Here is a 23,552-nt window from a genome sequence, read left to right on the forward strand (position 1 = left end):
CGGTTGGAGCTGACTGGTACTAATAGGCCGAGGACTTGTTACAAAGACGCTACGCATCCACTGTGCGGTTCTGGAAGAACAACCAGAACCGATCGCGACCCCGCGGGGTTGCTGGTTGTAATTTCATAGAGTTTCGGTGATCATAGCGTTGGGGAAACACCCGGTCCCATTCCGAACCCGGTAGTTAAGCCCTTCTGCGCCGATGGTACTGCACTGGTTACGGTGTGGGAGAGTAGGTCGCCGCCGAACATTCTTTCCAGAAGACCCCTGAGGGTCGAGCACTTCGGTGCTCCCCTCAGGGGTTTTTTGCGTGCTGATTTTCGCTTGCGCACTCTGGTCTGATGGACCCATGGACGCGGTCGTGCACGCCACCCTGGAATCGTTCGATGCCGCCACCCACGATCGGCTGTCAGCCGATCCGGTGCGAAACACGGTGGCACTCACCTCGCTCGACCGCATCCGCCGCTCGCCGGCCACCGACCTCCTGCCGACCCTGATCACCTTCCACGACAACGGCGAAGTGATCGGATCCCTGGTCCGCACCCCGCCGTGGCCGTTCCAAGCGGCCGACCTCCCACTCCCCGCGGCGGAGCTGGCGGCGAACCTCGCCGCGAGAATCGATCCGGACGCCCCAGGAGTGACCGGCCCGCGCGACAGATCCGAGGCCTTCGCCACAGCGACGGGCAAGAACTACACCGAGTCCCTGACCACCAGGCAATACCGCCTGGGCACCCTCGCCCAGCCCACCGTCGAAGGCACCGGCCGCCTGGCCACCGAGGAAGACGTGGAACTCCTGGGCGTCTGGCGCCAAGCGTTCCTCCGCGAAGCCGTGCCAGAAGCACCGAACGAGCCGGCGACCGAAGCCATGCGCGCCTCCCTGCGCCTCGGCAACGGCCACGCCCTCTGGGTGATCAACGGCATACCGGTCGCCTGGGCCGTCGCCAGCCTCCCGCAGGCGGGCATGACGAGGATCGGCCCGGTCTACACCCCGCCCGAACACCGCAAGCACGGCTACGGCGCCGCGGTCAGCGCGTTCGCGAGCCAGTGGGCACTGGACCAGGGCGCGACCGACGTCCTGCTCTTCGCGGACCTGACCAACCCGGTCTCGAACTCGATCTACCAACGCATCGGCTACCAACCACTCGACGACTGGGCGGAGTTCTGGTGGAAGCACTGAGCCACAACGACATCAAGGACTTCCTCGCGGCGGCGGGCGACCTCCTCGACGCTGATCCCGTGAACAACAGCGTGCACCTGACCGGTGTGGACGCCGCACTCCAGGGACGTCTGACACCGATCACGCTGATCTCGTTGCACGACAACGGGACCGTGGTCGGCGCGGTCACCCAGATGGAGGGTCGTCCACTGCACGTCGCCGCGATGCCGGCGCCTGCGGCACCTGCGGTCGTGGAAACACTTCGGGGTCGTGAGATCAACGAGGTCAGCGGAACGCGGGACCGGGTCGAGGCCTTCCGCACGCTCTGGCGTGACGGCGGGAAAGAGCTCTACACCCTGCGGCTCTACCGGCTGGCGGACCTGACGGTGCCGGACGTGCCGGGGGAGTCGAGGCTCGCCACGCCCTCCGACGACGACCTGATCACCGAGTGGTGGATCGCCTTCTGGACCGAACTGGACGGACTCCCGCGGGACGAGGCCGAGAAGCGGGCGATGGAAAGCCGGTGGATGCCCGCGGGGCACGTCCTGTGGCTGGTCGACGGCGTCCCGGTGTCGTGGGCGGGCAGCACCTCCCCGGTCGGCGGGGTGTCACGGGTCGGCCCGGTCTACACCCCGCCCGAGCACCGGCGGCACGGCTACGCGGCCGCGGCCACCGCGGCGGTCAGCCAGTGGGCGTACGGCGAGGGTGTCGATCACGTCGTGCTCACCGCGGACCTCGCCAACCCCACGGCGAACTCCGTCTACCAGGGCATCGGTTTCCGCGCGGTCTCCGACTGGTCCGAGTACAGCTGGATCAGCTGAACAGTTCGGGCGCCAGCGGACGGTTCCGGACGTGGGAGGAGAACACGAGCGAGGTCGTGGTGTCGCCGTAGCGCTGCATCACCTCGACGAGCTCCTCCAACTCGACCATCGACCGGCAGACGACGCGCAGCAGCCAGCAGTCGTCGCCGGTCACGTGGTCCGCGTCGAGGATCTGCGGCAGCACCAGCACCTGCGTGCGGAACCGCGGCGTGTCCAGCGACCGCACCCGCACGCGCACGATCGACTCGATCGGCAGGCCGAGCCGTGCGGGGGAGACGATCGCGGTGAAACCCGTGATCACGCCGAGCGACTCCAGGCGCCGGACCCGTTCGGTCACCGCCGGCGCGGACAGCGACACCTCGCGGCCCAGCGAGGTGAACGACATCCGCCCGTCCTGCTGCAGCAACGACAGGATCTTCCAGTCCACCGCGTCGAGTTCCACCTGGAAATCATAGGGAGAACGCCCAGAACGCCTGGACTTCCGCATGTCGAAGACATGCAGGTGCCCAGCAGGATCAAACGCATGACGAACGCACTGCGCTTCCCCGCCGCCGACCCGCACGCCGCGGCGGCCCACTTCGCCGCCGAGCTCGCGTTCGAGGCCGACCCCGACGACGTGCACCGCGACCTCCAGGAAGGCAACACCCAGGGCTACGTCCTCGTGGAGACGCGCGCCCCGGAGGCGTTCGCGCAGGCCCGCATCCCCGGCGCGATCAACCTGCCCTACCGCGACCTGCCCGAGCGGCTCGACCTCGATCCGAGCCTCGTCTACCTCTGCTACTGCGAGAGCTTCCAGTGCAACGCCGCCACCAAGGGCGCCCTCGCGCTCGCCCAGCGCGGTTACCGGGTGAAGCGGCTGTCCGGCGGCATCACGGCCTGGCGCGAGGCGGGCTATCCGGTCGAGTCGGATCAGCTCGTCGGAGCAGGTGTATCCAAGGTCGCGTGTCATTGCTGAGCTGGGCCCACCTAGGCTCAGGTGCGTGAACGCACCGCGCCTGCTCGTCCTTCAGCCCTCGCAGTCAGACCCGTTGGCCAAGCTCGGGGACTGGCTGGAGGCAGAGGGCGTCGAGCTCGACCTCGTGCCGCTGAAGGAGATGCCCGCGCCGCGGAACCTCGACGGCTACCAGGGCCTCGTCTGTCTCGGCGGCGAGATGGGCGCGCTCGACGACCTCGACCACCCGTGGCTCGCGGACGCCCGCCGGCTGCTGTCCAGCGCCGTGTCGAAGCGGCTGCCCACCCTGGCGATCTGCCTCGGTGCGCAGCTGCTCGCGGCCGCCACCGGTGGCCAGGTGCGCAAGGGCCCGCAGGGGCCGGAGGTCGGCGTGCTGCTGGTGGCGAAGCGCGACGCGGCGGCCGCCGACCCGTTGTTCGCCGACCTGCCGTTCACCCCCGACGTCCTGCAGTTCCACAACGACGAGGTGCACCTGCTGCCGCCCGGCGCGGAACACCTCGCGGCGTCCCCGAAATATCCGAATCAGGCGTTTCGGGTGGGGGAGAGCGCTTACGGCCTTCAGTTCCACATCGAGACGACCCCGGAAATCGTCTTGAGCTGGGCCTCGAAGGATCCTGATTCGGCGTCCTGTGCGCGAGCTCACCACTTCGACCAGGAGTTCCTCGAAGAGGCCCACCGCGACTTCGAAGAGGTGTGGCAGCCGTTCGTCGGCAGATTCGCGAAACTCGTTCGGGGAGAACTGTTGCCCGCACTGGGTTCGGGCACACAACTTCCGTTGGTGTGACGTTACTTTCGTAGGTTTTAAGACATCCTCCGTTGGCGGTACCGTAATCTCCTGGACAGCTTGTTCGATCCAGCCGGAGGATCAGTGTGGATCCCGCACTTGTAGTGATCATCGTCGTTGTCACTGCTCTCATCTTCGACTTCACCAACGGGTTCCACGACACGGCCAACGCCATGGCCACCTCCATCGCCACGGGTGCCCTGAAGCCCCGCACGGCGGTCGCGCTGTCGGCGGTTCTCAACCTCGTAGGCGCATTCCTCTCCGTTGAGGTGGCCAAGACCATCTCCGGCGGCATCGTCGACGACGCCCAGATCACCCCCGCCGTCATCTTCGGCGGGCTGGTCGGCGCGATCATGTGGAACCTCGTCACCTGGTACGTCGGCCTGCCGTCGAGCTCGTCGCACGCGTTGTTCGGCGGCCTGATCGGCGCGGCCTGGGTCGCGTCCGGTGTGGACGCCATCCACTTCGCCAAGGTCGTCGACAAGGTCCTGGTGCCCGCGATCGTCGCGCCGCTGGTCGCCGGCCTGGTCGCGGCCATCGCCACGATCGTCGTCTACCGGCTGAAGAAGGCGGCGGACCCGCGCGTCTCGCACACCGGCTTCAAGGTCGGTCAGGTCGCGTCCGCCTCGCTGGTCTCCCTCGCGCACGGCACGAACGACGCGCAGAAGACCATGGGCATCATCACGCTCGCGCTGATCACGTCCGGCTCGCTCGCCCCCGGTTCCGGCCCGCCCACCTGGGTGATCATCAGCGCCGGTCTCGCGATCGCGGCGGGCACGTACCTCGGCGGCTGGCGCATCACGCACACGCTGGGCCGCGGCCTGACGACCATCGAGCCCGCGCAGGGCTTCGCGGCGCAGACCTCGACCGCCACGGCCATCCTCGCGTCGTCGCACCTCGGCTTCGCGCTGTCCACCACGCACGTCGCGTCCGGCGGCATCATGGGCTCCGGCCTGGGACGCGACCGCCGCGGCGTCAACTGGGGCACCATGGGCAAGATGGCCGCCGGCTGGCTGTTCACGCTGCCCGCCGCCGGCATCGTCGGCGCCCTCGCGGGCAAGTGGGCGTCGACCGGCACAGTCGGCATCATCGGCGTCGCCGCCATCGGCCTCGCGGTGTCGATCTTCATCTGGATCCTGGCGCGGCGTGAGCCGATCAAGCCGGAGCACATCGTCGACGAGGTCGCCGCCCAGGCCGAGCTGCACAAGGTGGTGGCATGAAGGTCGACTGGACGGCGCTGCTGCAGGTCTTCGGCGCCACGCTGCTGGCCACGGTTCTCGTGGTGACGTTGTTCGTGCTCGGCATCCGCGCTCTGTCGGGTGACAAGAAAATTCCCGCGTACGCGAGCTTCGCCGGTTGCGTGGCGGTTGTGCTCTACGGACTCTCACTGATCGTCTTCTAGCGCATTAGGGTTGGCTCACGATGAGCGAACCAGTCCGCCACGCGTCCCCGGCAAGATTCGGGCTCACCGAGCCGCGCAGCGAGGAAGTGCTGCGCGGTCTGGGTCTGTGGGCTGACCGCCGGCCCACCGACGGCTCCGAACCGGTCCTGGCGGCGCTCTCCCGTTCCCCGGACCCCGACCTCGCGCTGCGGGGCTTGGAGCGCCTGCACGCCGTCGCCGACTGGGACGCACTGTCGGCCGCGTTGCACAAGGACGTCGTGGTGCGCGGGCGTCTGCTCGCCGCGCTCGGCTCGTCCACCGCGCTGTCGGACTTCCTCGTCGTGAACCCCGACCGGTGGCGTTCGCTGACCGACGAGGTCGACGTGTCGCTGGAGCTCGCCGACGACGACGTGCTGCGCACCGAGTACCGGGCGAAGCTGCTGCTCGTCGCCGCGAACGACCTGGCGCACGTCGTCGAGCCCGATCTGCCGTTCGTCCCGTACGACACGGTGGCCGCGCAGCTGTCCGATCTGGCCGTGTCGGCGTTGCGGGCGTCGTTGAAGCTCGCCTCGGAGAAGGTGAACGGCGCCGACCGCTGCCGGCTCGCGGTGATCGCGATGGGCAAGTGCGGCGCGAACGAGCTGAACTACGTGAGCGACGTCGACGTCGTGTTCGTCGCCGAGGGTGATCTGGGCGTGGCGACCCGGCTGGCCAGCACGCTGATGCAGATCGCGGGCCAGTCGTGCTTCGAGGTCGACGCGGCGCTGCGGCCGGAGGGCAAGGCGGGCGCGCTGGTCCGCACCCTGGACGGGCACGCGTCGTACTACAAGAAGTGGGCGCGGACCTGGGAGTTCCAGGCGCTGCTCAAGGCACGGCCGGTCGCCGGGGACGCCGAACTGGGGCAGGCGTACCTCGACGTCGTGCGGCCGTACGTGTGGACGGCGGCCGAGCGCGAGAACTTCGTCGAGGACGTGCAGGCGATGCGGCGCCGGGTCGAGGACCACGTGCCGTCGGGGCTGGCCGACCGCGAACTGAAGCTCGGCCGCGGTGGACTGCGCGACGTCGAGTTCGCGGTGCAACTGTTGCAGCTCGTGCACGGGCGCTCCGACGAGGACCTGCGCATCCAGGCGACGACGGCCGCGTTGGCCGCGTTGGGCCAGGGCGGGTACGTCGGGCGTGAGGACGCGGCGGAGTTCGGGCGTTCGTACCGGTTCCTGCGCACGTTGGAGCACCGGCTCCAGCTGCAGCGTTTACTGCGCACGCACCTCTTCCCTGCCGACGACGACGTGACGGCGTTGCGCTGGCTGGCGCGGTCGACGGGGCTGGCGGCGGACGGGCAGAAGTCCGAGGGGCAGGTGCTGCTCGCGGAGTTCCGCAAGCACGCCAACCAGGTCCGGCGGCTGCACGAGAAGCTGTTCTACCGGCCGCTGCTGCAGTCCGTGGCGGGCGTGCCGACCGAGGCGCTGAGGCTGACCACGAAGGAGGCCGTGGCGCGGCTGTCGGCGTTGGGCTACACGTCGCCGGACGGCGCGTTGCGGCACATCCAGGCTTTGACGCACGGGATGTCCCGGCGGGCTCGCATCCAGGGCGCCCTGCTGCCGGTGCTGCTCGACCTCTTCGCCGGCACGCCCGATCCCGACGGTGGCCTGCTCGCGTACCGGAAGGTGTCCGAGGCGCTCGCGGAAACCCCCTGGTACCTGAGGCTTCTGCGTGACGAGGGCGCGGTCGTCGAACGGCTCGCGGTGCTGCTGGGCACGTCGCGCTTCGTGCCGGACCTGCTCGTGCGGGCGCCGGAGGTGTTGCGGTTGCTCGCCGACACCGACGCGTTGGTCGGCGGTGATCCGCACTCGATCGGGAAACCATTGCGCAGCGCCGTTTCCCGGTACGGCGAGGCGGCACGGGCGATCGCGGCGGCGCGATCGTTGCGGCGTCACGAGTTGCTGCGGATCGCCGCCGCGGACCTGCTGGGGTTCATGCCGCTGGAAACGGTGTGCGTTTCGCTGTCCGAGGTGTGGGGGTCGGTGCTGCGCAGCGCGCTGGACGCGGCGGTGCGCTCGTCCGGTGAAGCGGTGGCCGCGATCTCCGTGATCGGCATGGGCCGGCTCGGCGGGCACGAGCTCGGGTACAGCTCGGACGCGGACGTGATGTTCGTGTGCCGGCCGTTCGAGGGCGTGTCCGACGCCGAGGCGGTGAAGTGGGCGAGCGGGGTCGTGGAGAAGATCCGGCGGCTGCTCGGCGCCCCGTCGCAGGACCCGCCGCTGCAGGTCGACGCAGACCTGCGGCCGGAAGGCAAACAGGGCCCGCTGGTGCGGACGCTGGACTCCTACCGCGCGTACTACCGGCAGTGGGCCGAGCTGTGGGAGAAGCAGGCGCTGCTGCGGGCCCGGTTCATCGCGGGCGACGCCGAGCTGGGCGCCGAGTTCGAGGCGTTGATCGAGCCGCTGCGGTATCCGCCGGACGGCCTGGACGCGGCGTCCGTGCGCGAGATCCGGCGGATCAAGGCGCGGGTCGACGCGGAACGGCTGCCGCGCGGCGCCGACCCGAGCACGCACACCAAGCTCGGCCGCGGCGGGCTCGCGGACGTCGAGTGGACCGTGCAGTTGTTGCAGCTGCAGCACTCCGGTGCCGTGCCCGGCCTGCGCACACCGTCCACAATGGCCGCGATGGAGGCCGCGGTCGCCGCGGGCCTGCTGGCCGCGGAGGACGCCGCCGCGCTGACCACCGCGTGGAATCTCGCGACGCAGGCCCGCAACGCCCTGATGCTGGTGAGGGGTAAGGCATCTGATCAGCTGCCGACGTCCGGGCGCGATCTCGTGGCGGTCGCGTCGGTGATGGGGTACGAGCCAGGGGGCGATCCGGGGGAGTTCCTGGAGGAATATCGCAGGACCACTCGTCGTGCACGTGCGGTGGCGGAGCGTGTCTTCTACGGTGAGGGACTGTGAAAGCCATCGCGTTTACCCGGTTCGGCGACGCCGACGTCATGTCGCTGCAGGAGCTGCCCGACCCGCTGCTGGGGCCTGACCAGGTCCTGGTGGAGGTGCGCGCGGCCGGCGTGAACCCGGTGGACTACAAGATCAGAGCCGGGTACCTGCAGGGTCTGATGCCGCACCACCTGCCGTTGATCCCCGGTTGGGACGTGTCGGGCGTCGTGCGGGCGGTCGGGATCGGCGTGCAGGACTGGAAGCCGGGCGACGAGGTGCTCGCTTATGCCCGCAAGGACCACGTGCAGTTCGGCACCTACGCCGAGTTGATCTCCCTGCCGGACCGGATGATCGCGCGCAAACCGTCCACCGTGGACTTCGTGACCGCGGCCGCGTTGCCGCTGGCAGGACTGACGGCGTTGCAGGCGCTGAAGGCCGTCGGCACCGGCTCCGGCGACGTCGTCCTGGTGCACGCCGCGGCCGGTGGCGTCGGGCATCTCCAGGTGCAGATCGCGCGCGAACTGGGCGCTTCGCGGGTGCTCGGCACCGCTTCGCCGCGCAACCACGAGTTCGTGCGCTCACTGGGAGCGGAACCGGTCTCCTACGGTGACGCGCTGGTCGACGCGGTGGCGGAGATCGTCGGCGGCGACGGCCTGGTCGACGTGGTGGTCGACAACGCGGGAGGGCTCGCGTTCGACCAGTCGTTGCAGCTGGTGCGCGACCGGGCGCGGGTGACGTCCATTGTGGACGGACCGCGGGCGCTGGAGAACGGCGTGGTCAACACCTGGGCGCGGCCGAACGCGGAGCAGACGCAGTGGCTCGTGGATCTGGTCGCTGACGGAAAGCTGCGCGTCGAGGTGCAGCAGACCTTTCCGTTGGAAGAGGCCGTGAAGGCGCACAGGCTGCTCGAAGGTGGCCACGTACGAGGAAAAGTTGTACTGACCGTCTGAAATCTTCAGGTATTTCTTCAGGTTCGGGGGCACACCTGCCGGTGTGCCCCCTTATCTGAACTGCTCAGTCCTCGTCGGAATCGGGGTCCACCGCGGGAGCGCTGGTGTAAACCTCGACCACCCACTCCTCCTCCAACGCTTCCGCGTCGTCGGCGTCGGGCACGAGCCGGTTGTAGACGCGGACACCGAGGTCGAGCACGTCAGCGGCCTGAACCGCTTCGAGAGCGTCCGGTGCCGAGTCGAAGATGTGAGTGGTGAGCAGCTGCGGAGCCGTGAATTCGGCGACATCTTGAGACACGGGCGGACCCTAGCGCATTGACGTTTCACCCAATCGAGATGAGACTAGGCCCGCTCAGTGGGGGAGCTGTGGTTCGTCACGGGGGTCTAGCAGAGGAAGTCATGCAGCATCGCAGGGTCACGCGCCGAGGAAAAACCGTGATCGCCATCGCGGGCGTGGCGGTTGGTGTGCTGGCACTACTCGGTGTGATCGAATATGCACTGAACGGCAGCAACTCCGCCGCGCAGCCCAACGTCACCGCCACGACGACCACGTCGAACGTCGTCGAAACCCCTGATGGCGCACTGGAAACCACCGAGCCGTCCGCGGACGTGAAGGTGCAGACGGGTTCGTTCAAGCAGCAGCGCGGCATGCTGACCATAGAGGTCACTCGCGTGGAAGCGGCGAACGGCCGCGTGAAGCTGTTCGTGACGGCCACCAACGCCTCCCAGGCCAGAATGACCCTCCCCGTGGTCGGCATCGCGGTCCTGGACGACCTGAACCGCACCTACGCGGCGTCGAGCAGCAAGTGGGACGGCCCCGTCACGCAGGGCACCACCGCCTCGGGCACCGTCATCCTCGACGAGAAGCTCGGCACCGGTGTGAACTCGCTCACGCTGACGTTCTCGTCGATCTCCGGCCAGTTCGCGCCGACCGGCGCCGCCATCACGGTCACCGGAATCCCGCTGCCGAAGTGATTCGGCCCCGCCTCGCGGGTACGCCTGACGCATGACTCAACGCGGAAGTGATCAGCACGGCTTCCTGAAGGACGACCACCTGAAGAAGGAGGTCGAGAACGAGCTGCGTGCCAACGGACCCACGCGATCCGAGCAGTGGCGCGAGCCGGAGATGCCGGAGCCCGGCGAAATCGACGAGATCGAGCGCGGCTAGGCACCTACTGTGGCCGCATGAAGTACCTGTTCTTCTGGGGCCACCAGCCCGAACGCGACGGCGGCAAGGGCTGCCTCTCGCAGTGGTGGCCGTGCACGTTCACCGCCGACGGGCAGGAGTTCGCGTCCGCCGAGCACTACATGATGTGGCGCAAAGCTTTGCTCTTCGACGACGCGTCCGTTGCTTCGCGGGTGCTGGCCGCCCGCACGCCGGCCGAGGCCAAGGCACTGGGCCGCGAGGTGTCGGGTTTTTCGGACTCCACGTGGGATTCCGCGCGGCTGGAGATCGTCGTCGAGGGAAACCTGGCGAAGTTCGGCCAGGATCCCGCGCTGCGTTCCTACTTGCTGGGCACGGGTTCCCGCGTCCTGGTCGAGGCCAGCCCGCAGGACCGCGTGTGGGGCATCGGCCTCGTCGCGTCGGACCCGCGTGCTCAGGACCCGTCCTCGTGGCTGGGCCTCAACCTGCTCGGCGAGGCCCTGATGGAGGTCCGCTCGAGGCTGTCAGCGTGAGGTAGGTGGTGAGTGCCGCCAGCGTGATCCCGCAGGGAACGAGTCCTTTTCGGATCAACGCGGGAATCTCGTTGAGCGGCATCCACTCCACCCGCGCGGCCTCGGCGGGATCGTGCTCGCCGGTCTTGACCGCGCCCGTGCCGGTGAAGACGTGCGTGGTGTGGGAACTGAGGCCGTTCAACGGGTTGATCGTCACCAACGGCTCGACGCCCACCCGGTAACCGGTCTCCTCCTCGGTCTCCCGCACGGCCGCGGTCTCGGCCGTCTCACCCGCTTCGAGCCGGCCGGCCGGAATCTCCCAGCCCCACACGTCGGTCGTGAACCGGTGGCGCCACATCAGCAACACGTGCTCGTCCCGCACCACGACCACCGCCGTCGAGGCGAACGGCAACCGCAGCACGTGATGCTCGAACCGCTCGCCTTGGGGAATCTCGACGTCGTCGAGGTCGACGCTCATCCACTCCGACTCGTAGATCCTGCGGGTGCCGTGCACCGTCCACTGCGTCACGCCGCAACCTCTATCACGCGGCCGTCACTTCCTGCTCGATGAACCCCGCGGCCGCCCCGCCCGTGTGTCAGGGAGTCGGGGAGATCTGGCAGAGGAGAAGTGATGTTCAGCTACTCAGGGCCCGCCCGGCTCGTCTACGCGGACGGCAACGCGGTCGAGCTGGACCGGGTGGACCTGATCGAGACGGTGAACGACGGCGGGCTCTGGCAGCTGTCCGGTGCCGGGACCGCCATGACCGAGCTGACCGGTGGCGAGGCCCGGATCAAGCTGCCGACCGGCGGCGAGGCCGAGGTCCTGGTCTCGAACGTCCGGGTCAGCGAGGGGATGAACGGGGTGTCGTCCACCGTGACGCTGCTCGGTACCTAGTGGCGCGTCGCGGAACGTCGGCGAGGTAATCCACGCTCAGCAGGGCGCCTCGCGGCACCACGATGCACCCGTCTGACCGCGAATTCCCCTGGCAACGTTCCGAGCCACACCACTGGACAGGCCGAAGGCCCGGCGGGAATCCCGCCGGGCCTTCGGTGCGAAGCTCAACCGATCACACGTCGTAGTAGAGCGCGAACTCGTAGGGGTTCGGGCGCAGACGCAGCGGGTCGATCTCCTGCTCACGCTTGAACGAGATCCAGGTGTCGATCACGTCCGGGGTGAAGACGCCGCCCTCGAGCAGGAACTCGTGGTCGGCCTCCAGGTTGTCCAGCACCGCGTCGAGGGTGGCAGGGACCTGCTTGACGTCGCGGGCCTCCTCGGGCGGGAGCTCGTAGAGGTCCTTGTCGATCGGGGCCGGCGGCTCCATCTTGTTCTTCACGCCGTCGAGGCCCGCCATGACCATCGCCGAGAAGGCGAGGTACGGGTTGCCCGAGGAGTCGGGGCAGCGGAACTCGATGCGCTTGGCCTTCGGGTTGTTGCCCGTGATCGGGATGCGGACGCACGCCGAGCGGTTGCGCTGGGAGTAGACCAGGCTGACCGGGGCTTCGTAGCCGGGGACCAGGCGGTGGTAGGAGTTCACCGTCGGGTTGGTGAAGGCCAGCAGCGACGGCGCGTGGTGCAGGATGCCGCCGATGTAGTGGCGGGCGGTGTCGGACAGGCCCGCGTAGCCGCTCTCGTCGTGGAACAGCGGCGAGCCGTCCTTCCACAGCGACTGGTGGGTGTGCATGCCCGAGCCGTTGTCACCGAACAGCGGCTTCGGCATGAAGGTGACGGTCTTGCCGGCCTGCCAGGCGGTGTTCTTGATGATGTACTTGAACAGCATCAGGTCGTCCGCGGCGTGCAGCAGCGTGTTGAACTTGTAGTTGATCTCGGCCTGGCCGCCGGTGCCGACCTCGTGGTGGGCGCGCTCGACGGTGAAGCCCTGGGCCTCCATGTTGAGGACCATCTGGTCGCGCAGGTCGGCGTAGTGGTCGTTCGGGGTGACGGGGAAGTAGCCACCCTTGTACTTGACCTTGTAGCCGAGGTTGCCGCCCTCTTCCTCACGGCCGGTGTTCCACCAGCCGGAGACCGCGTCGACCTTGTGGAAGGAGCCGTTCGCGGTGGTGTCGAACTGGACCGAGTCGAAGATGTAGAACTCGGCCTCGGCGCCGAAGTAGGCGGTGTCCGCGATGCCCGAGTCGGTGATGTACTGCTCGGCCTTGCGCGCGATGTTGCGCGGGTCGCGGCTGTACGCCTCACGCGTGAACGGGTCGTGCACGAAGAAGTTGACGATCAGCGTCTTCTCGATGCGGAACGGGTCCAGCCGCGCGGTGTACAGGTCGGGCAGCAGCAGCATGTCCGACTCGTGGATGGACTGGAAGCCGCGCACGGAGGAGCCGTCGAAGGCGAGTCCCTCTTCGATCGCGTCGGCGTCGAACGCCTTGGCCGGCAGCGTGAAGTGCTGCATCACGCCGGGCAGGTCGCTGAACCGCACGTCGACGAACTTGACGCCCTCGTCGGTGATGAACTTCAGCACCTCGTCGGAATTCTTGAACACCCTCGTCGACTCCTTGGCTATGGAATACGGCTGGCCATCGCGTGCGACCGTATGCGGGCGGTGTTGCCCGTCCGTCACTCCGATGTTTCGCCAGTGTTAACGGGGACGCTCAACCGGGCAAGGCGACCTGCCCGTGCTCACCCGTTGAGCACGGCTTTACTCTGGTGGGGTGAGCAGGTGGACCGGTTCGTGGCTGTCTGGACCTAATTCGGTGCTGTCGCCGGGTGACGACTCGAACGACGGCACGCAACAGCGCTGGCGAGGCGAGCGGCACGGTTTCCCCGAGAAGGGGGCGGGCTCCATCGCCTCCATCGGGCGGCGCACGGCTGCCATCTTCGTCGACTTCCTGCTGGCGGCCGGCGTCGCGGCCGTGTTCACCCAGCCCGACCTGCCGAAGAACTGGAGCCTGCTGGCCTGGTTCGTGATCACCGTGGTCGCGGTGGCGTTCTTCGGCTTCACGCCGGGGCACGCGCTGCTCGGACTGCGGGTGGCGCGGATCGACGGCAAGACGTTCGTGCACTTGCCGCGCGCAATGCTGCGCACCGTGCTCATCTTCCCGCTGATCCCGGCGCTGGTCTGGGACGCGGACGGCCGCTGCCTGCACGACAAGGCCGCCGGCACCGTCGTCATCAAGGTCCGCTAGCTCATCCAGAACGTGAAGAGGCCCGCCGCACGAGATGTGCGGCGGGCCTCTTTGAGCTGGTGGGAGCGGGTTCGGTCAGCCCCGGCGGCGCATGGCGCGCTGGACGTTGCGCATCTTGGCGCCGGCCGGCATCGGGCCCTTGGGCAGCGCGGCGCCGCGGCTGGCCAGTGCGGCGAGGCGGGTCTCCAGCGTGTCGACCTGGGCGGCCGTGATGTTGCGCGGCAGCTTCATCAGCTTCGACTGGAGCTTCTTCAGCGGGACCTGGCCCTCTTCGGTGCCGATGATGAAGTCGTAGATCGGGGTGTCGCCGACGACGCGGGAGATGCGCTTCTTCTCCTGCGCGAGCAGCGGCTTCACCCGCTGGGGGGCGCCCTCGGCGACCAGGACGACGCCCGGCCGGCCCAGCACGCGGTGCACGGCGTCGAGCTGCGTGGTGCCCGCGACGGCGGGGGTGACGCGCCAGCGGCCGCGCAGGTTCTCCAGGGCCCAGGCACCGGCGCCCGGCTGGCCGTCCGCCTTGCGGAAGACGTTGCTCTGCACGCGGCGGCCGAAGATGATCACAGCCAGCAACGCGCCGATCGCGACGCCCAGCGGCACGAAGATCCAGACCGCGTTGAAGACGATGCCCAGGACCACGGCGACCGCGGTGGCACCCAGCAGGGCGCCCAGCATCATCGGGATCAGCGCCTTGTCCTCGCGGCGCTGCATCTTGAACGCCTCGAAGATCTGCTTGCGCCGTTCGCGTGAGGCCGCGCGGCGAACCTTCGCCGCTTCCTTTGCCGCCGCCTTGTCCTGCTTACCAGCCATGTGGACAGGATACGGCGCGGTGGTATCAGACTCGCATCGGCCGTCTGCGAGACTGCCGGGATGGACGCGTTGCTGGAGGGTCTTGATCCTGAACAGCGCGCCGCGGTCGAGGCCCCACGTGGCCCCGTGTGCGTGCTCGCGGGCGCCGGTACCGGCAAAACGCGCACCATCACCCACCGCATCGCCTATCTGTGCCAACGCGGTCACGTCGCTCCGTCGCAGGTCCTGGCCGTCACGTTCACCAAGCGCGCCGCGGGGGAGATGCGCACACGTTTGCGCTCCCTGGACGTGCAGGGCGCACAGGCCGTGACGTTCCACGCCGCCGCATCACGCCAGCTCCGCTACTTCTGGCCGCGCGTCATCGGCGGTCCGCGCTGGGAGCTGGTCGACCAGAAGATCCGCGTCGTCGCCCGCGCCGCGTCCCGGCTGGGACTGCCGACGGAGCCGGACGCGCTGCGCGACCTCACCAGCGAGATCGAGTGGGCGAAGGCGTCGCTGCTGACGCCGGAGGACTACCCGGTCGCCGCCGCTCGCGCCGCGCGGGACATCCCGGCGCCCGCCGAGCAGATCATGAAGCTCTACACGACCTACGAGCAGCTCAAGAACGAGGCGCAGCTGCTCGACTTCGACGACCTGCTGCTCTACACGGCCGGCGCGCTGGAGGACAACGCGGAGGTCGCGCAGGAGTTCCGCGACCGCTACCGCTGCTTCGTCGTGGACGAGTACCAGGACGTGACGCCGCTGCAGCAGCGCGTGCTCGACTCGTGGCTGGGCAATCGCGACGACGTGACCGTGGTCGGCGACGCGAACCAGACCATCTACTCGTTCGCGGGCGCCTCTCCGCAGCCGCTGCTGAACTTCGGGCGGAGGTTCCCCGAGGCGGTCGTCGTGCGGCTGGAACGCGACTACCGGTCGACGCCACAGGTCGTGGAACTGGCCAACGACGTGATCAAGTGGGCGCGCGGGCGTCCCGCCGGCTCGCGGCTGCAGCTGATCGGGCAACGCCCGGAGGGACCGAAGCCGAGGTTCCACGAGTTCGACGACGAGCCGAGCGAGGCCGACGCGGTCGCGGGCCGCATCAAGACGCTGCTCGACGAGGGCGTCGCGGCGTCCGAGATCGCGATCCTCTACCGCGTCAACGCGCAGTCCGAGGCGTACGAGCAGGCGCTCGCCGGCCTCGGCATCCCGTACCTGGTGCGCGGTGGAGAACGCTTCTTCGAGCGCGCCGAGGTGCGCCAGGCGATGATCACACTGCGCTCGTCGGGAGACGTCGCGGGGAGCCTGCCCGAGGTCGTTCGCTCGGTGTTGCACCGCGTCGGGCTCACCGACGAGCCGCCGACCGGTGGCACGGCGCGTGAACGCTGGGAGTCGTTGCTCGCGCTGGTCGAACTGGCCGAGGAGTTCGCCGTCACCGTGCCCGACGCCGACCTGCCGCGGTTCTGCGTGGAACTGGACGTGCGGGCCGAGGCGCAGCACCCGCCGACGGTCGAAGGCGTGACGCTGGCGTCGCTGCACGCGTCGAAGGGCCTCGAGTGGGACGCCGTGTTCCTCGTCGGACTGGTCGAGGGCACGATGCCGATCCAGTACGCCGACGGCGACGACGCGAAGATCGAAGAAGAGCGCCGCCTTCTCTACGTAGGTGTCACGCGTGCGCGTGAGCACATCTGGCTGTCGTGGGCGCTGGCGCGCGCGGCCGGTGGGCGCAAGTACCGCCGCCGTTCGCGGTTCCTCTACAACCTCGTTCCCGAGAATCACCCGGCCGCACGCGTATCCGCCGCCGCTCAGCGCCCTCCTCTCATGAAGAAGGAGAAGCCGACCTGCCGGGTGTGCGCGTCGACGCTGGTCGATGCGCAGGCCGTCAAGCTCGGCCGATGCAGGTCCTGCCCGTCCGATGTGGACGAAGAGCTGCTCGAGTCGCTGCGCCGGTGGCGTGCGGGACGGGCGCGGGAGCTGAAGGTGCCCGCGTACGTCGTCTTCACCGACGCGACCCTGGTGGCGATCGCGGAGCAGCGACCCACGGATTCGGCCGGACTCGTCGCGATCTCGGGCATCGGCGCCTCCAAGCTTGATAAGTTCGGTGACGACGTGTTGGGCCTGGTCCGAGCCGGTGTCGGGTACTCCGCTACCTGATCGGGACAAGTTTCGTTAAATAGGTTGCGAGCCCCCGGGACGGGGTCATAACCTGCTCATGCCGGGTCCGGAGGACCCGTCTGGGGAAGAAGAACTACTACTAGCTCTCGATGCAGAGCTCTCTCGTTCGGAGGAGGTGGCCCGTTGTGAAGATCTTCAGCATCTCCCGCGCGCTCGGCCTCCCGTTGACCGAGGGCATCTGCACGTCCGCATCCGCTCAGGCCATGTGGCACACCTCTGCCCACAAGCCAGTGGCACTGCTGGGCCGTGAGCGGGGCACCGCTCTGCGCGGCACCGCTCTGACCGCCGTCGAACTGGGCAGCGAGCAGCCGATCGCGCTGCCGGTCATCGATGACGTCGACAACTACACGAATGCGCTGTCCGCGCATCAAGTGAGAAGGCTCCTGCCGACCCCCTAGAGGGTCGAAGGACCACCAGGCTCACGAAAGCCGCGGACTCGCCAAGAGTCCGCGGCTTTCGTGTTTTTTGCTGTACCCCACACAAGGAGAAAACCCTGATGTTGACCGCGACTGTCCCGCTCACGGGCGAGACACTTCCGGACCTCGCGGAGGGGCTGGACATCCCCTGCCGCACCCACAACCCCGACCTCTGGTTCGCCGACGCACCTGCCGACCTCGAGAAGGCGAAGTCCTTCTGCGGGACCTGCCCGGTCCTCGCGGAGTGCCTCGCCGGCGCGGTCGCACGTCACGAGCCGTGGGGCGTCTGGGGTGGAGAGATCTTCGAGCGCGGTGTCGTCATCGCGCGGAAGCGGCCCCGTGGCCGTCCGCGCAAGGACGCGACCGTTGTCACTGCCAGCAAGACGGAGGCGGCGGCGTGAACACCGACCAGCTCACCAACAACGGCACGATCCCCGCCTACCTGAACGAGGGCCTGACACCCATGTCTCTGAATGAAGAACTCGTGCGAATACGAATACAAGAAGCCCAGAGGTTCGCGGAGGAGCAACGCCTGGCGAACCGCCTCGCGTCAGCGCAACGTTGGCGCAGGTTGTCGCGATGGGCGGGACGCAGAGCGGCTCGCTTCGACCTCTGACAGTCTCGAGCTGAGGCCGTCATCCACGAGAAGGTGGATGGCGGCCTCGGCCGTTCCTCCGTACCGTTCCCTTTGTGCCGCACCACACTCACGACGGAATCGACTGGTCCTCCCGCCTCCACGCGATGAGGCGCTACGGCTCGCTGCAGGCGGAGGCGCTGTCCTCGGTCGCGCGCAGGCTCGTCGCCCCACTACCGGACTCGCCGGTGGTGATGGACGTCGGTTGCGGCGCCGGCTCGATGAGCGTGCCGCTCGTCTCGGCCCTGCGCGAGCACGGCGGAGGCGTCCTCGTACTGGTGGACGCCACGCCCGAACTGCTGGACGCGGCCTGCGCCGCGGCCCGCACTGAAGGCGACGGCGTCGTCACGGTGAAACCCGTGCTGGCCGACCTCACCGCCGAAGACCCGCTGTCGTTCGCCGGCCCGGTCGAGCTCATCTGGGGCTCGCGGGTGATCCACCACCTCCCTGATCAGTTGCGCGGAGTGAAACGCCTGGTAGAAGCCTTGGCTCCCGGCGGATGGCTCGCCCTGGCGGAAGGCGGCCTCGAAACCCGCTTCCTCCCGTGGGACCTCGGCGTCGGCTCACCCGGCCTCCAGGACCGCATGGCCGCGGCCCGCGCGTCGTGGTTCACGGCGATGCGCGAGAACATGACCGGCTCAGTCCGCCTCCCTGTCGGCTGGAACGTGGCCCTGGCCGACGCGGGCCTCGGTGAGATCAGCGCCTTCAGCTTCGTCGTCGACCACCCGGCCCCGGCCAAACAACTCGTCCGCGACTGGGCGGTCGACCGCCTGACCTGGCTGTCCGAGGTCACCGGCCCGCACCTGCACCCGTCCGACCGCGACGCGTTGCGCCGCCTGCTCAACCCCTCCGACTCGGAGTACGCGGGGGCCCGCGAGGACGTGTTCCTGCTGGAGACCGACACCGTTCATGTGGGACGGCGCCGGTGACCGCCTGCCACAGATGCGGGCGGCAGCGTTCCTCCGTTTCCGACCTGGAGTTCCTGGCCTGGTCGTCCGAGCGGACCGGTGGCTCGATCCGGTGGTTGTGTCAGGTCTGCTCGAAGACCCACGTGCGGGACATCGAGGGCAAGCTGCCGGACGAGTACTGGCGCTGACTCACCTGGGTCGCGGATCGCGCGACGGGTGAGGTGGCTGGCGGCCCGTGAGGGTGGGCCGTGCCGGGCACTGGTCCGGACTGGGGTGGGCGCGAGTTTTCGGTGCAGTTCACGCGGGATGCCGTTGGTGGATGTCCTCCGGTGGGCATGCCGTCTGACCTGCGGTGTCTTGGACGTGGTGAGGGTCGGTGGTCCGATCGGGCGGTGTTGGTGAGAGGGATCGTGCGACGGGTGAGGTGACGTGGGCCTGTGGGTGGGGCCGTGCCCGGTACCGGTTCGACCCAGGGTGGGCAGCGAGTTCCGGTGAAGCTCGTGCGGGATGTCGTTGGTGGATGTCGGTCGCCGGGGCGTGCCATCTGACCTGTGGTGGCTCAGACGTGGTGACGGTCGGTGGTCCGATCGCGCGGAGTCGGTGAGAAGAATCGCGCGGCATGAGGTGGCCCGCAGGTGTGGGCCCCGCTGGGGTGCAGGTCCGACCCAGGGTGGGCAGCGAGTTCTGGTGCAGTTCGCGCGGGATGCCGTTGGTGGATGTCGTTCGCTGGGCATGTCGGCTGACCTGCGGTGGCTCAGATGTGGTGAGGGCTGGTGGTCTGTTCTCGCGAGGGTTGGCGAGAAGAATCGCGCGGTGGTGAGGTGGGCCTGTGGGTGTGGGCCCCGCTGGGATGCAGGTCCAAGCCGGGAGTGGGCAGGCGCGAGTTCTGGTGCAGTTCGTGCGGGACGCCGTTGGTGGATGTCGGTCGCCGGGGCGTGCCATCTGACCTGCGGTGGCTCAGACGTGGTGACGGGCGGCGGTCCGATCGCGCGGAGTCGGTGACGGATCGCGCGGCGGGACAGGCGACGTGAAGCCCTGGGGTGTGGGCATGCGTCATGAGTGAGGGGACTGCTTCCGAGGCGAGGCTGTGATGCTTGCGCGAAGCCGAAAGTGATCCCCACTGACCTGCGGCGACACCTACCGCGAGTGTCGAGTCGTCAGGTCGGGTAGAGGTGGCGTAAGGCCTGCCTGACCAGCGCCGTTCCTCTCCTGCTGCTCACCCGCAACTCCTCCGCGAGATCGGCCGGCGAGCACAGCCGCGCCCCCACCACGGCGTCGAGGATCTCCACGACGGCGCGGGGGTTCAGCTCCCGCCGGGCCATGTCCAGGGCAGCTCGGGCCGGGCCGGCCAGCCGAAGCCCGTGGCGCTCCACCACGTCCGGCGGGCGGCTGGTGCGTTCGAGCAGAATCCACGGATGTGCTCTTCGCGCATTCATTCCCGCGAGTACGTGAATGTGTCGCGGAAGAGGAAGTGTGGCGCCTTGGCGGACCAGTGCGTCGGCTCCCGTGATCACCGAGGAAGGCCCGGCAAAGGAAAGAACAGCACGCAGCCGATCGAGCCGGGTCGGTGGGGACGGCTTGGTCAGAACGACGCCGGGCAGCAGCTGCTGCCACGACCCGGCGGGGGTGCAGTGACGCAGGATCTCGCGCGAGGAGATACCGGATTTCCGCAGCTCAGCGGTGGTCGCGATGTGTGTCATGTGTTCATCGTGGCGCACCGGAAGGCAGGCGAACCGGGCTGGAAGCCAACCTGTGGACAACTTCCCGCAGGTTCACTCGGACGAGTTAGTCGTCGAATCCCGGCTGCCAGCGCGCGACGATTTCCCGTGCGGTCACATGGGCGTCCAACTGGCAGAGAATGCCCGTCGCTCCCATTGTCACGCGGTGAATCAGCAGGTATTGCGGCGGCAGGTTCAGCGAGCGGCCCGTCTGCGAATCCGGGCTGCGCAGATCGCCCACCCGCTCGGCCTGCGACTGCAGCCAGCGGCGGGTGAAGTGGAACGACTCGGCGCGCAGCGGCTCCACGAACGGCGCCAGGTAGCCGAGCACGTCCTCGCCGTGCAGTTCCATGCCCTCGCGGATGAAGTTCTCGGTGCGCAGCAGCTCGACCAGGTCGGCGGAACGGCCGTCCAGCGCCAGCCTCGTCATCAGGCCCAGCGTCTTCGGCAGGCCGTCGGGCAGGCGGGCGACGGCGCCGAAGTCGAGCACGCGCAGGCGGCCGTCGTCGCCCAGCATGAAGTTGCCGGGGTGCGGGTCGGCGTGCAGCAGGCCCGAGCGGGACGGTGCCGAGAAGTGGAACTCGGCGAGGAGCTGGCCCGCCAGGTCGCGGTCCTCGGCGGTGCCTTCGCGGATGATGTGGGACAGGCCCACCCCCGACGTCCACTCGGTCACCATGACCTTGGGCGACGAGGCGATGACGCGGGGGACCAGCACGTGCGGGTCGTTCTCGAAGGCCTTCGCGAACGTGCGCTGGTTCGCGGCCTCGTCGCGGTAGTCGAGCTCCTCCAGGTACCGGTCGCGCAGCTCCTCCAGCAGGGGGCGCACGTCGGTGCCGGGCATGATCGCCTGCAACAACCGGCTGAACCGCAGCAGCTGCTTCAGGTCGGCGCGCAGGGCCTCGTCCGCGCCGGGGTACTGGACCTTCACCGCCACGTCGCGGCCGTCGTGCCACACGGCGCGGTGCACCTGGCCGATGGACGCCGACGCGGCCGGGGTGTCGTCGAACTCCTGGAAGCGCTTCGCCCAGGACGCGCCGAGCTGTTCGGCGAGCACGCGGTGCGTGGTGCGGGCGGGCATCGGCGGGGCCGCGGTCTGCAGCTTCGTCAGCGCTTCGCGGTACGGGGCCGCCAGCTCGTCCGGCACCGCGGCCTCGAACACGCTCAGGGCCTGGCCGAACTTCATCGCGCCGCCCTTGAGCTGGCCCAGCACCGCGAAGACCTGTTCCGCCGTCTTGGCCGTCACCTCGGCGTTGACCTCGTCGGCCGCGCGTCCGGTGAGTCGCTTCCCCCAGCCGCCGACAACCCGGCCGGCCACCCCGAGCGGGAGGCTCGCCAGCTTGGCGGTGCGCTGCACGGCCTTGCGCGGAATCTCGGTCACTCGGCCATGTTATGTGCGGAGCACTGACAGTCAGGGTGCGGATACCAGCTTCGCCTCTCAGCGACGCCTGCCGCGAGGTCGAGTTCGAGAGTGGCGTTCACCACGGGTGGAGGTGCCAGGTCGCGGCCGCGGACGTAGATCAACGACTCCAGGATCTGCGCCACCGCCAGCGCCGCCGTGCCCGACGCGAACAGCACGTCGGTCGAGGCCGGTCGGCCCGCGAGCTGGGCGGAAATGACGGGCCAAGCCGGATCCTGGTCGGCACGGTGCAGGTCCGCGCAGTTCAGGCAGGACGAACGGCCAGGTAGGACCAACGGTCCGACGATGCCCACGCCTTCACGGACGCGCACGGCCAGATGCGGCGTCCGGAACGCCATCAGCGTGCTCACGAGGTTCGGATCGGGGACCTGCGTCGCCGCCAGCACCGTCAGATCGGCGTTGTGCGCGAGCTGAACGCTGGATTCGGCCAGAAGCGAAGTGATGGAGAGGGCGAGGTGGCCTGACCCGTGGACCGCGGCCGTTCCGCCCCTTGAAGGCGGGCCGTCGTCGAGCAGGCCGGCTTCTTCGAGTGAGACGAGAACTTCACTCAACTGGGTGGGGTCCTCGCCGCGGGATTTCAGTCTTTCACCCAGTTCAGCGACGGTGTGGCGGCCGTCGAGGGTGATCAGTTCGTCGACCACCGCCTCGGACAGCGAGTCGATCACGACGGCGTGTTTCGGGTCGGTGCCGACCTGGACGACGCCGGGGGCTCTGCGCACCACGGCCAGTCCTGCACGCACACGGGGTCTTGTGTCCACGAGGGTAGAGACTGGCAGGGGGCGGGGCCCCCTGCCAGCGCAAACGTCAGACCTTGGCCTTGCCGAGGATCCGCGTCATCTTCGTACCGCAGACAGGGCAGGTGCCCTTCGCCATGCGCCGCCCATTGGTCTCCTCGACGTTTCCGTCGAAGTCGCGCTTCTCGCGACACTTGACGCAGTAGCCGTTGTAGGTGTCGGCCACAGCCCCTCCCTTGCAGTTGTGAGTGCGGACACACTCGGGGACCTTGGCGCGACGGTACCTCCGCAGGCGTGCGAAACCGCGCATGTCGATCCCGCGCGTGTCCAGCCGCCGTTCGGTGGAACTTCACCCGCCGGGTGCGCGCCTGCCGCCGGTTGGGGGCCGAAAATTGTCGGTGGCGACGTTTACGGTGACTGCATGGCCGAACCGCGGGTGGAAGTGCGGCGGAGCCCCCGGCGCCGCCGCATGGTCAGCGCGTACCGGGAGGGCGACACCGTCGTCGTCCTTCTGCCGGCACGGATGACCAAGGGGGAAGAGAAGCACTGGGTGGCGGAGATGTTGAGCCGTCTCCAGCGCAGTGAGACGCGCAGGAAGTCCCCTGCGCGAGCATCGGACGAGGCGCTCATGGAGCGCTGCGCCGAACTGTCGGCGCGTTACCTCGACGCGCTGGCCGAACCGGTGAGCGTGCGCTGGGTGCCGCCCATGCGCACGCGCTGGGCGTCGTGCACGCCGACAGAGGGCACGATCCGCGTGTCCGAACGGCTGCGCGACGTGCCGCCGTGGGTGCTCGACTACGTGCTGGTGCACGAACTCGCGCACCTGCTGGTGCCAGGGCACGGCAAGGACTTCTGGGAGTGGGTCCACCGCTACCAGAAGACCGAGCGGGCCATGGGCTATCTGGAGGGACTCTCGGCCGCCGCAGGCTGGGGGATCTCGGAAGACTGAAGATCGACCACGGAAACCGCTCGGCGAGGGTGTGCGCGCCGAGCCCAGAACGCAACGCGCCC

At 68.8% G+C, this 23,552-nt stretch carries 29 protein-coding genes and 1 rRNA gene; 21 read left to right on the forward strand and 9 right to left on the reverse strand.

Annotated elements, in window-relative coordinates; genetic code table 11:
• Positions 1-132 precede the first annotated feature (132 nt).
• The 3 genes from rrf (at position 133) to ACIRG5_RS26250 (ending at position 1,977) form a co-directional block, all read left to right on the forward strand.
• Positions 133-249 (forward strand): 5S ribosomal RNA (rrf, locus tag ACIRG5_RS26240).
• Positions 250-349: 100 nt separating this feature from the next.
• Positions 350-1,177, forward strand: a complete 828-nt coding sequence (locus tag ACIRG5_RS26245; protein ID WP_402908991.1) for a GNAT family N-acetyltransferase — start codon at positions 350-352, stop codon at positions 1,175-1,177.
• Positions 1,165-1,977 (forward strand): GNAT family N-acetyltransferase, encoded by an 813-nt coding sequence (locus tag ACIRG5_RS26250; RefSeq protein WP_402908993.1) that lies wholly within the window; start codon positions 1,165-1,167, stop codon positions 1,975-1,977. Before ACIRG5_RS26245 ends, ACIRG5_RS26250 begins: the two co-directional genes overlap by 13 nt.
• Here ACIRG5_RS26250 and ACIRG5_RS26255 read toward each other — a convergent pair.
• Positions 1,970-2,419, reverse strand: a complete 450-nt coding sequence (locus ACIRG5_RS26255; protein WP_402908995.1) for an Lrp/AsnC family transcriptional regulator — start codon at positions 2,417-2,419, stop codon at positions 1,970-1,972. The two genes, ACIRG5_RS26250 and ACIRG5_RS26255, sit on opposite strands and share 8 nt — an antisense overlap.
• An 81-nt stretch (positions 2,420-2,500) precedes the next feature.
• On the opposite strand from ACIRG5_RS26255, the gene ACIRG5_RS26260 reads away from it, so the two are divergent.
• The 6 genes from ACIRG5_RS26260 to ACIRG5_RS26285 all read left to right on the forward strand — a co-directional run bounded on the left by ACIRG5_RS26260 (position 2,501) and on the right by ACIRG5_RS26285 (position 8,965).
• The gene (locus ACIRG5_RS26260; RefSeq protein WP_402908997.1) at positions 2,501-2,932 is read left to right on the forward strand and encodes a rhodanese-like domain-containing protein; all 432 of its coding nucleotides are present in this window, start codon (positions 2,501-2,503) and stop codon (positions 2,930-2,932) included.
• Positions 2,933-2,957: 25 nt separating this feature from the next.
• Complete coding sequence (locus ACIRG5_RS26265; RefSeq protein ID WP_402908999.1) at positions 2,958-3,713, forward strand: type 1 glutamine amidotransferase; 756 nt, start codon at positions 2,958-2,960, stop codon at positions 3,711-3,713.
• Between the two features lie 86 nt (positions 3,714-3,799).
• Entirely contained in the window at positions 3,800-4,933 is a 1,134-nt protein-coding gene (locus ACIRG5_RS26270) for an anion permease (RefSeq protein ID WP_402909001.1), read from the forward strand.
• Positions 4,930-5,115, forward strand: coding sequence for a hypothetical protein (locus tag ACIRG5_RS26275; RefSeq protein ID WP_402909002.1), 186 nt, complete (start codon positions 4,930-4,932; stop codon positions 5,113-5,115). The genes ACIRG5_RS26270 and ACIRG5_RS26275 overlap by 4 nt, the downstream gene beginning before the upstream one ends.
• 20 nt (positions 5,116-5,135) lie before the next feature.
• Positions 5,136-8,036 carry a bifunctional [glutamine synthetase] adenylyltransferase/[glutamine synthetase]-adenylyl-L-tyrosine phosphorylase gene (locus ACIRG5_RS26280; protein WP_402909004.1) on the forward strand — a complete coding sequence of 967 codons (2,901 nt, stop codon included), beginning with the start codon at positions 5,136-5,138 and terminating at the stop codon, positions 8,034-8,036.
• Positions 8,033-8,965, forward strand: coding sequence for an NADP-dependent oxidoreductase (locus ACIRG5_RS26285; RefSeq protein WP_402909006.1), 933 nt, complete (start codon positions 8,033-8,035; stop codon positions 8,963-8,965). The genes ACIRG5_RS26280 and ACIRG5_RS26285 overlap by 4 nt, the downstream gene beginning before the upstream one ends.
• Positions 8,966-9,029: 64 nt before the next feature.
• Here ACIRG5_RS26285 and ACIRG5_RS26290 read toward each other — a convergent pair whose 3' ends face one another.
• Entirely contained in the window at positions 9,030-9,263 is a 234-nt protein-coding gene (locus tag ACIRG5_RS26290; RefSeq protein ID WP_030481542.1) for a hypothetical protein, read from the reverse strand.
• Positions 9,264-9,400: 137 nt separating this feature from the next.
• On the opposite strand from ACIRG5_RS26290, the gene ACIRG5_RS26295 reads away from it, so the two are divergent.
• Genes ACIRG5_RS26295 through ACIRG5_RS26305 form a run of 3 tightly spaced genes read left to right on the forward strand, consistent with a single transcriptional unit; the run spans position 9,401 to position 10,642 of the window.
• A complete protein-coding gene (locus ACIRG5_RS26295) occupies positions 9,401-9,940 on the forward strand; it encodes a hypothetical protein (RefSeq protein WP_402909008.1) in 540 nt (179 codons plus the stop codon).
• A gap of 31 nt (positions 9,941-9,971) precedes the next feature.
• Positions 9,972-10,133 (forward strand): hypothetical protein, encoded by a 162-nt coding sequence (locus ACIRG5_RS26300; RefSeq protein ID WP_402909010.1) that lies wholly within the window; start codon positions 9,972-9,974, stop codon positions 10,131-10,133.
• 17 nt (positions 10,134-10,150) lie between these two features.
• Positions 10,151-10,642, forward strand: coding sequence for an NADAR family protein (locus ACIRG5_RS26305; RefSeq protein ID WP_402909012.1), 492 nt, complete (start codon positions 10,151-10,153; stop codon positions 10,640-10,642).
• Here the strand turns inward: ACIRG5_RS26305 and ACIRG5_RS26310 are convergent.
• A complete protein-coding gene (locus ACIRG5_RS26310) occupies positions 10,590-11,150 on the reverse strand; it encodes an NUDIX hydrolase (protein WP_402909014.1) in 561 nt (186 codons plus the stop codon). The two genes, ACIRG5_RS26305 and ACIRG5_RS26310, sit on opposite strands and share 53 nt — an antisense overlap.
• A 102-nt stretch (positions 11,151-11,252) precedes the next feature.
• Here ACIRG5_RS26310 and ACIRG5_RS26315 point away from each other — a divergent pair, with 102 nt between their 5' ends.
• Positions 11,253-11,516, forward strand: coding sequence for a hypothetical protein (locus ACIRG5_RS26315; protein WP_319977883.1), 264 nt, complete (start codon positions 11,253-11,255; stop codon positions 11,514-11,516).
• 172 nt (positions 11,517-11,688) lie between these two features.
• On the opposite strand, the gene glnA is transcribed toward ACIRG5_RS26315, so the two are convergent.
• On the reverse strand, positions 11,689-13,113 hold the full coding sequence (glnA, locus tag ACIRG5_RS26320; protein ID WP_319977884.1) for a type I glutamate--ammonia ligase: 1,425 nt from the start codon (positions 13,111-13,113) through the stop codon (positions 11,689-11,691).
• A gap of 169 nt (positions 13,114-13,282) precedes the next feature.
• On the opposite strand from glnA, the gene ACIRG5_RS26325 reads away from it, so the two are divergent.
• Positions 13,283-13,756, forward strand: coding sequence for an RDD family protein (locus tag ACIRG5_RS26325; RefSeq protein ID WP_402909017.1), 474 nt, complete (start codon positions 13,283-13,285; stop codon positions 13,754-13,756).
• A gap of 75 nt (positions 13,757-13,831) precedes the next feature.
• Here the strand turns inward: ACIRG5_RS26325 and ACIRG5_RS26330 are convergent, their stop codons facing one another.
• Complete coding sequence (locus tag ACIRG5_RS26330) at positions 13,832-14,563, reverse strand: DUF4191 domain-containing protein (protein ID WP_402909019.1); 732 nt, start codon at positions 14,561-14,563, stop codon at positions 13,832-13,834.
• A gap of 60 nt (positions 14,564-14,623) precedes the next feature.
• On the opposite strand from ACIRG5_RS26330, the gene ACIRG5_RS26335 reads away from it, so the two are divergent.
• The 6 genes from ACIRG5_RS26335 to ACIRG5_RS26360 all read left to right on the forward strand — a co-directional run bounded on the left by ACIRG5_RS26335 (position 14,624) and on the right by ACIRG5_RS26360 (position 18,860).
• On the forward strand, positions 14,624-16,693 hold the full coding sequence (locus ACIRG5_RS26335) for an ATP-dependent DNA helicase UvrD2 (RefSeq protein WP_402909021.1): 2,070 nt from the start codon (positions 14,624-14,626) through the stop codon (positions 16,691-16,693).
• 146 nt (positions 16,694-16,839) lie between these two features.
• Positions 16,840-17,112 carry a hypothetical protein gene (locus tag ACIRG5_RS26340; protein ID WP_402909023.1) on the forward strand — a complete coding sequence of 91 codons (273 nt, stop codon included), beginning with the start codon at positions 16,840-16,842 and terminating at the stop codon, positions 17,110-17,112.
• Positions 17,113-17,210: 98 nt separating this feature from the next.
• Positions 17,211-17,531, forward strand: a complete 321-nt coding sequence (locus tag ACIRG5_RS26345) for a WhiB family transcriptional regulator (RefSeq protein WP_402909025.1) — start codon at positions 17,211-17,213, stop codon at positions 17,529-17,531.
• The gene (locus ACIRG5_RS26350) at positions 17,528-17,746 is read left to right on the forward strand and encodes a hypothetical protein (RefSeq protein ID WP_402909027.1); all 219 of its coding nucleotides are present in this window, start codon (positions 17,528-17,530) and stop codon (positions 17,744-17,746) included. The genes ACIRG5_RS26345 and ACIRG5_RS26350 overlap by 4 nt, the downstream gene beginning before the upstream one ends.
• Positions 17,747-17,820: 74 nt before the next feature.
• Positions 17,821-18,693: a class I SAM-dependent methyltransferase gene (locus ACIRG5_RS26355; RefSeq protein ID WP_402909029.1), complete on the forward strand. Its 873-nt coding sequence runs from the start codon at positions 17,821-17,823 to the stop codon at positions 18,691-18,693.
• Positions 18,690-18,860 (forward strand): hypothetical protein, encoded by a 171-nt coding sequence (locus tag ACIRG5_RS26360; RefSeq protein ID WP_402909031.1) that lies wholly within the window; start codon positions 18,690-18,692, stop codon positions 18,858-18,860. Before ACIRG5_RS26355 ends, ACIRG5_RS26360 begins: the two co-directional genes overlap by 4 nt.
• 969 nt (positions 18,861-19,829) lie before the next feature.
• Here ACIRG5_RS26360 and ACIRG5_RS26365 read toward each other — a convergent pair.
• From ACIRG5_RS26365 to ACIRG5_RS26380, 4 genes are all read right to left on the reverse strand, one after another.
• Complete coding sequence (locus ACIRG5_RS26365) at positions 19,830-20,372, reverse strand: hypothetical protein (RefSeq protein WP_402909033.1); 543 nt, start codon at positions 20,370-20,372, stop codon at positions 19,830-19,832.
• Positions 20,373-20,457: 85 nt separating this feature from the next.
• Complete coding sequence (locus ACIRG5_RS26370; RefSeq protein ID WP_319977892.1) at positions 20,458-21,768, reverse strand: AarF/UbiB family protein; 1,311 nt, start codon at positions 21,766-21,768, stop codon at positions 20,458-20,460.
• Positions 21,765-22,529 carry a TOMM precursor leader peptide-binding protein gene (locus ACIRG5_RS26375; RefSeq protein ID WP_402909035.1) on the reverse strand — a complete coding sequence of 255 codons (765 nt, stop codon included), beginning with the start codon at positions 22,527-22,529 and terminating at the stop codon, positions 21,765-21,767. Before ACIRG5_RS26375 ends, ACIRG5_RS26370 begins: the two co-directional genes overlap by 4 nt.
• 82 nt (positions 22,530-22,611) lie before the next feature.
• Positions 22,612-22,767 (reverse strand): DUF5679 domain-containing protein, encoded by a 156-nt coding sequence (locus ACIRG5_RS26380; RefSeq protein WP_169746029.1) that lies wholly within the window; start codon positions 22,765-22,767, stop codon positions 22,612-22,614.
• Positions 22,768-22,962: 195 nt separating this feature from the next.
• Between ACIRG5_RS26380 and ACIRG5_RS26385 the strand changes: the two genes are divergently transcribed.
• Positions 22,963-23,490 carry a M48 family metallopeptidase gene (locus ACIRG5_RS26385; RefSeq protein ID WP_402909037.1) on the forward strand — a complete coding sequence of 176 codons (528 nt, stop codon included), beginning with the start codon at positions 22,963-22,965 and terminating at the stop codon, positions 23,488-23,490.
• Positions 23,491-23,552: the final 62 nt, after the last annotated feature.

This window comes from Lentzea sp. NPDC102401 (genome assembly GCF_044765805.1).
Classification (GTDB): domain Bacteria; phylum Actinomycetota; class Actinomycetes; order Mycobacteriales; family Pseudonocardiaceae; genus Lentzea; species Lentzea sokolovensis.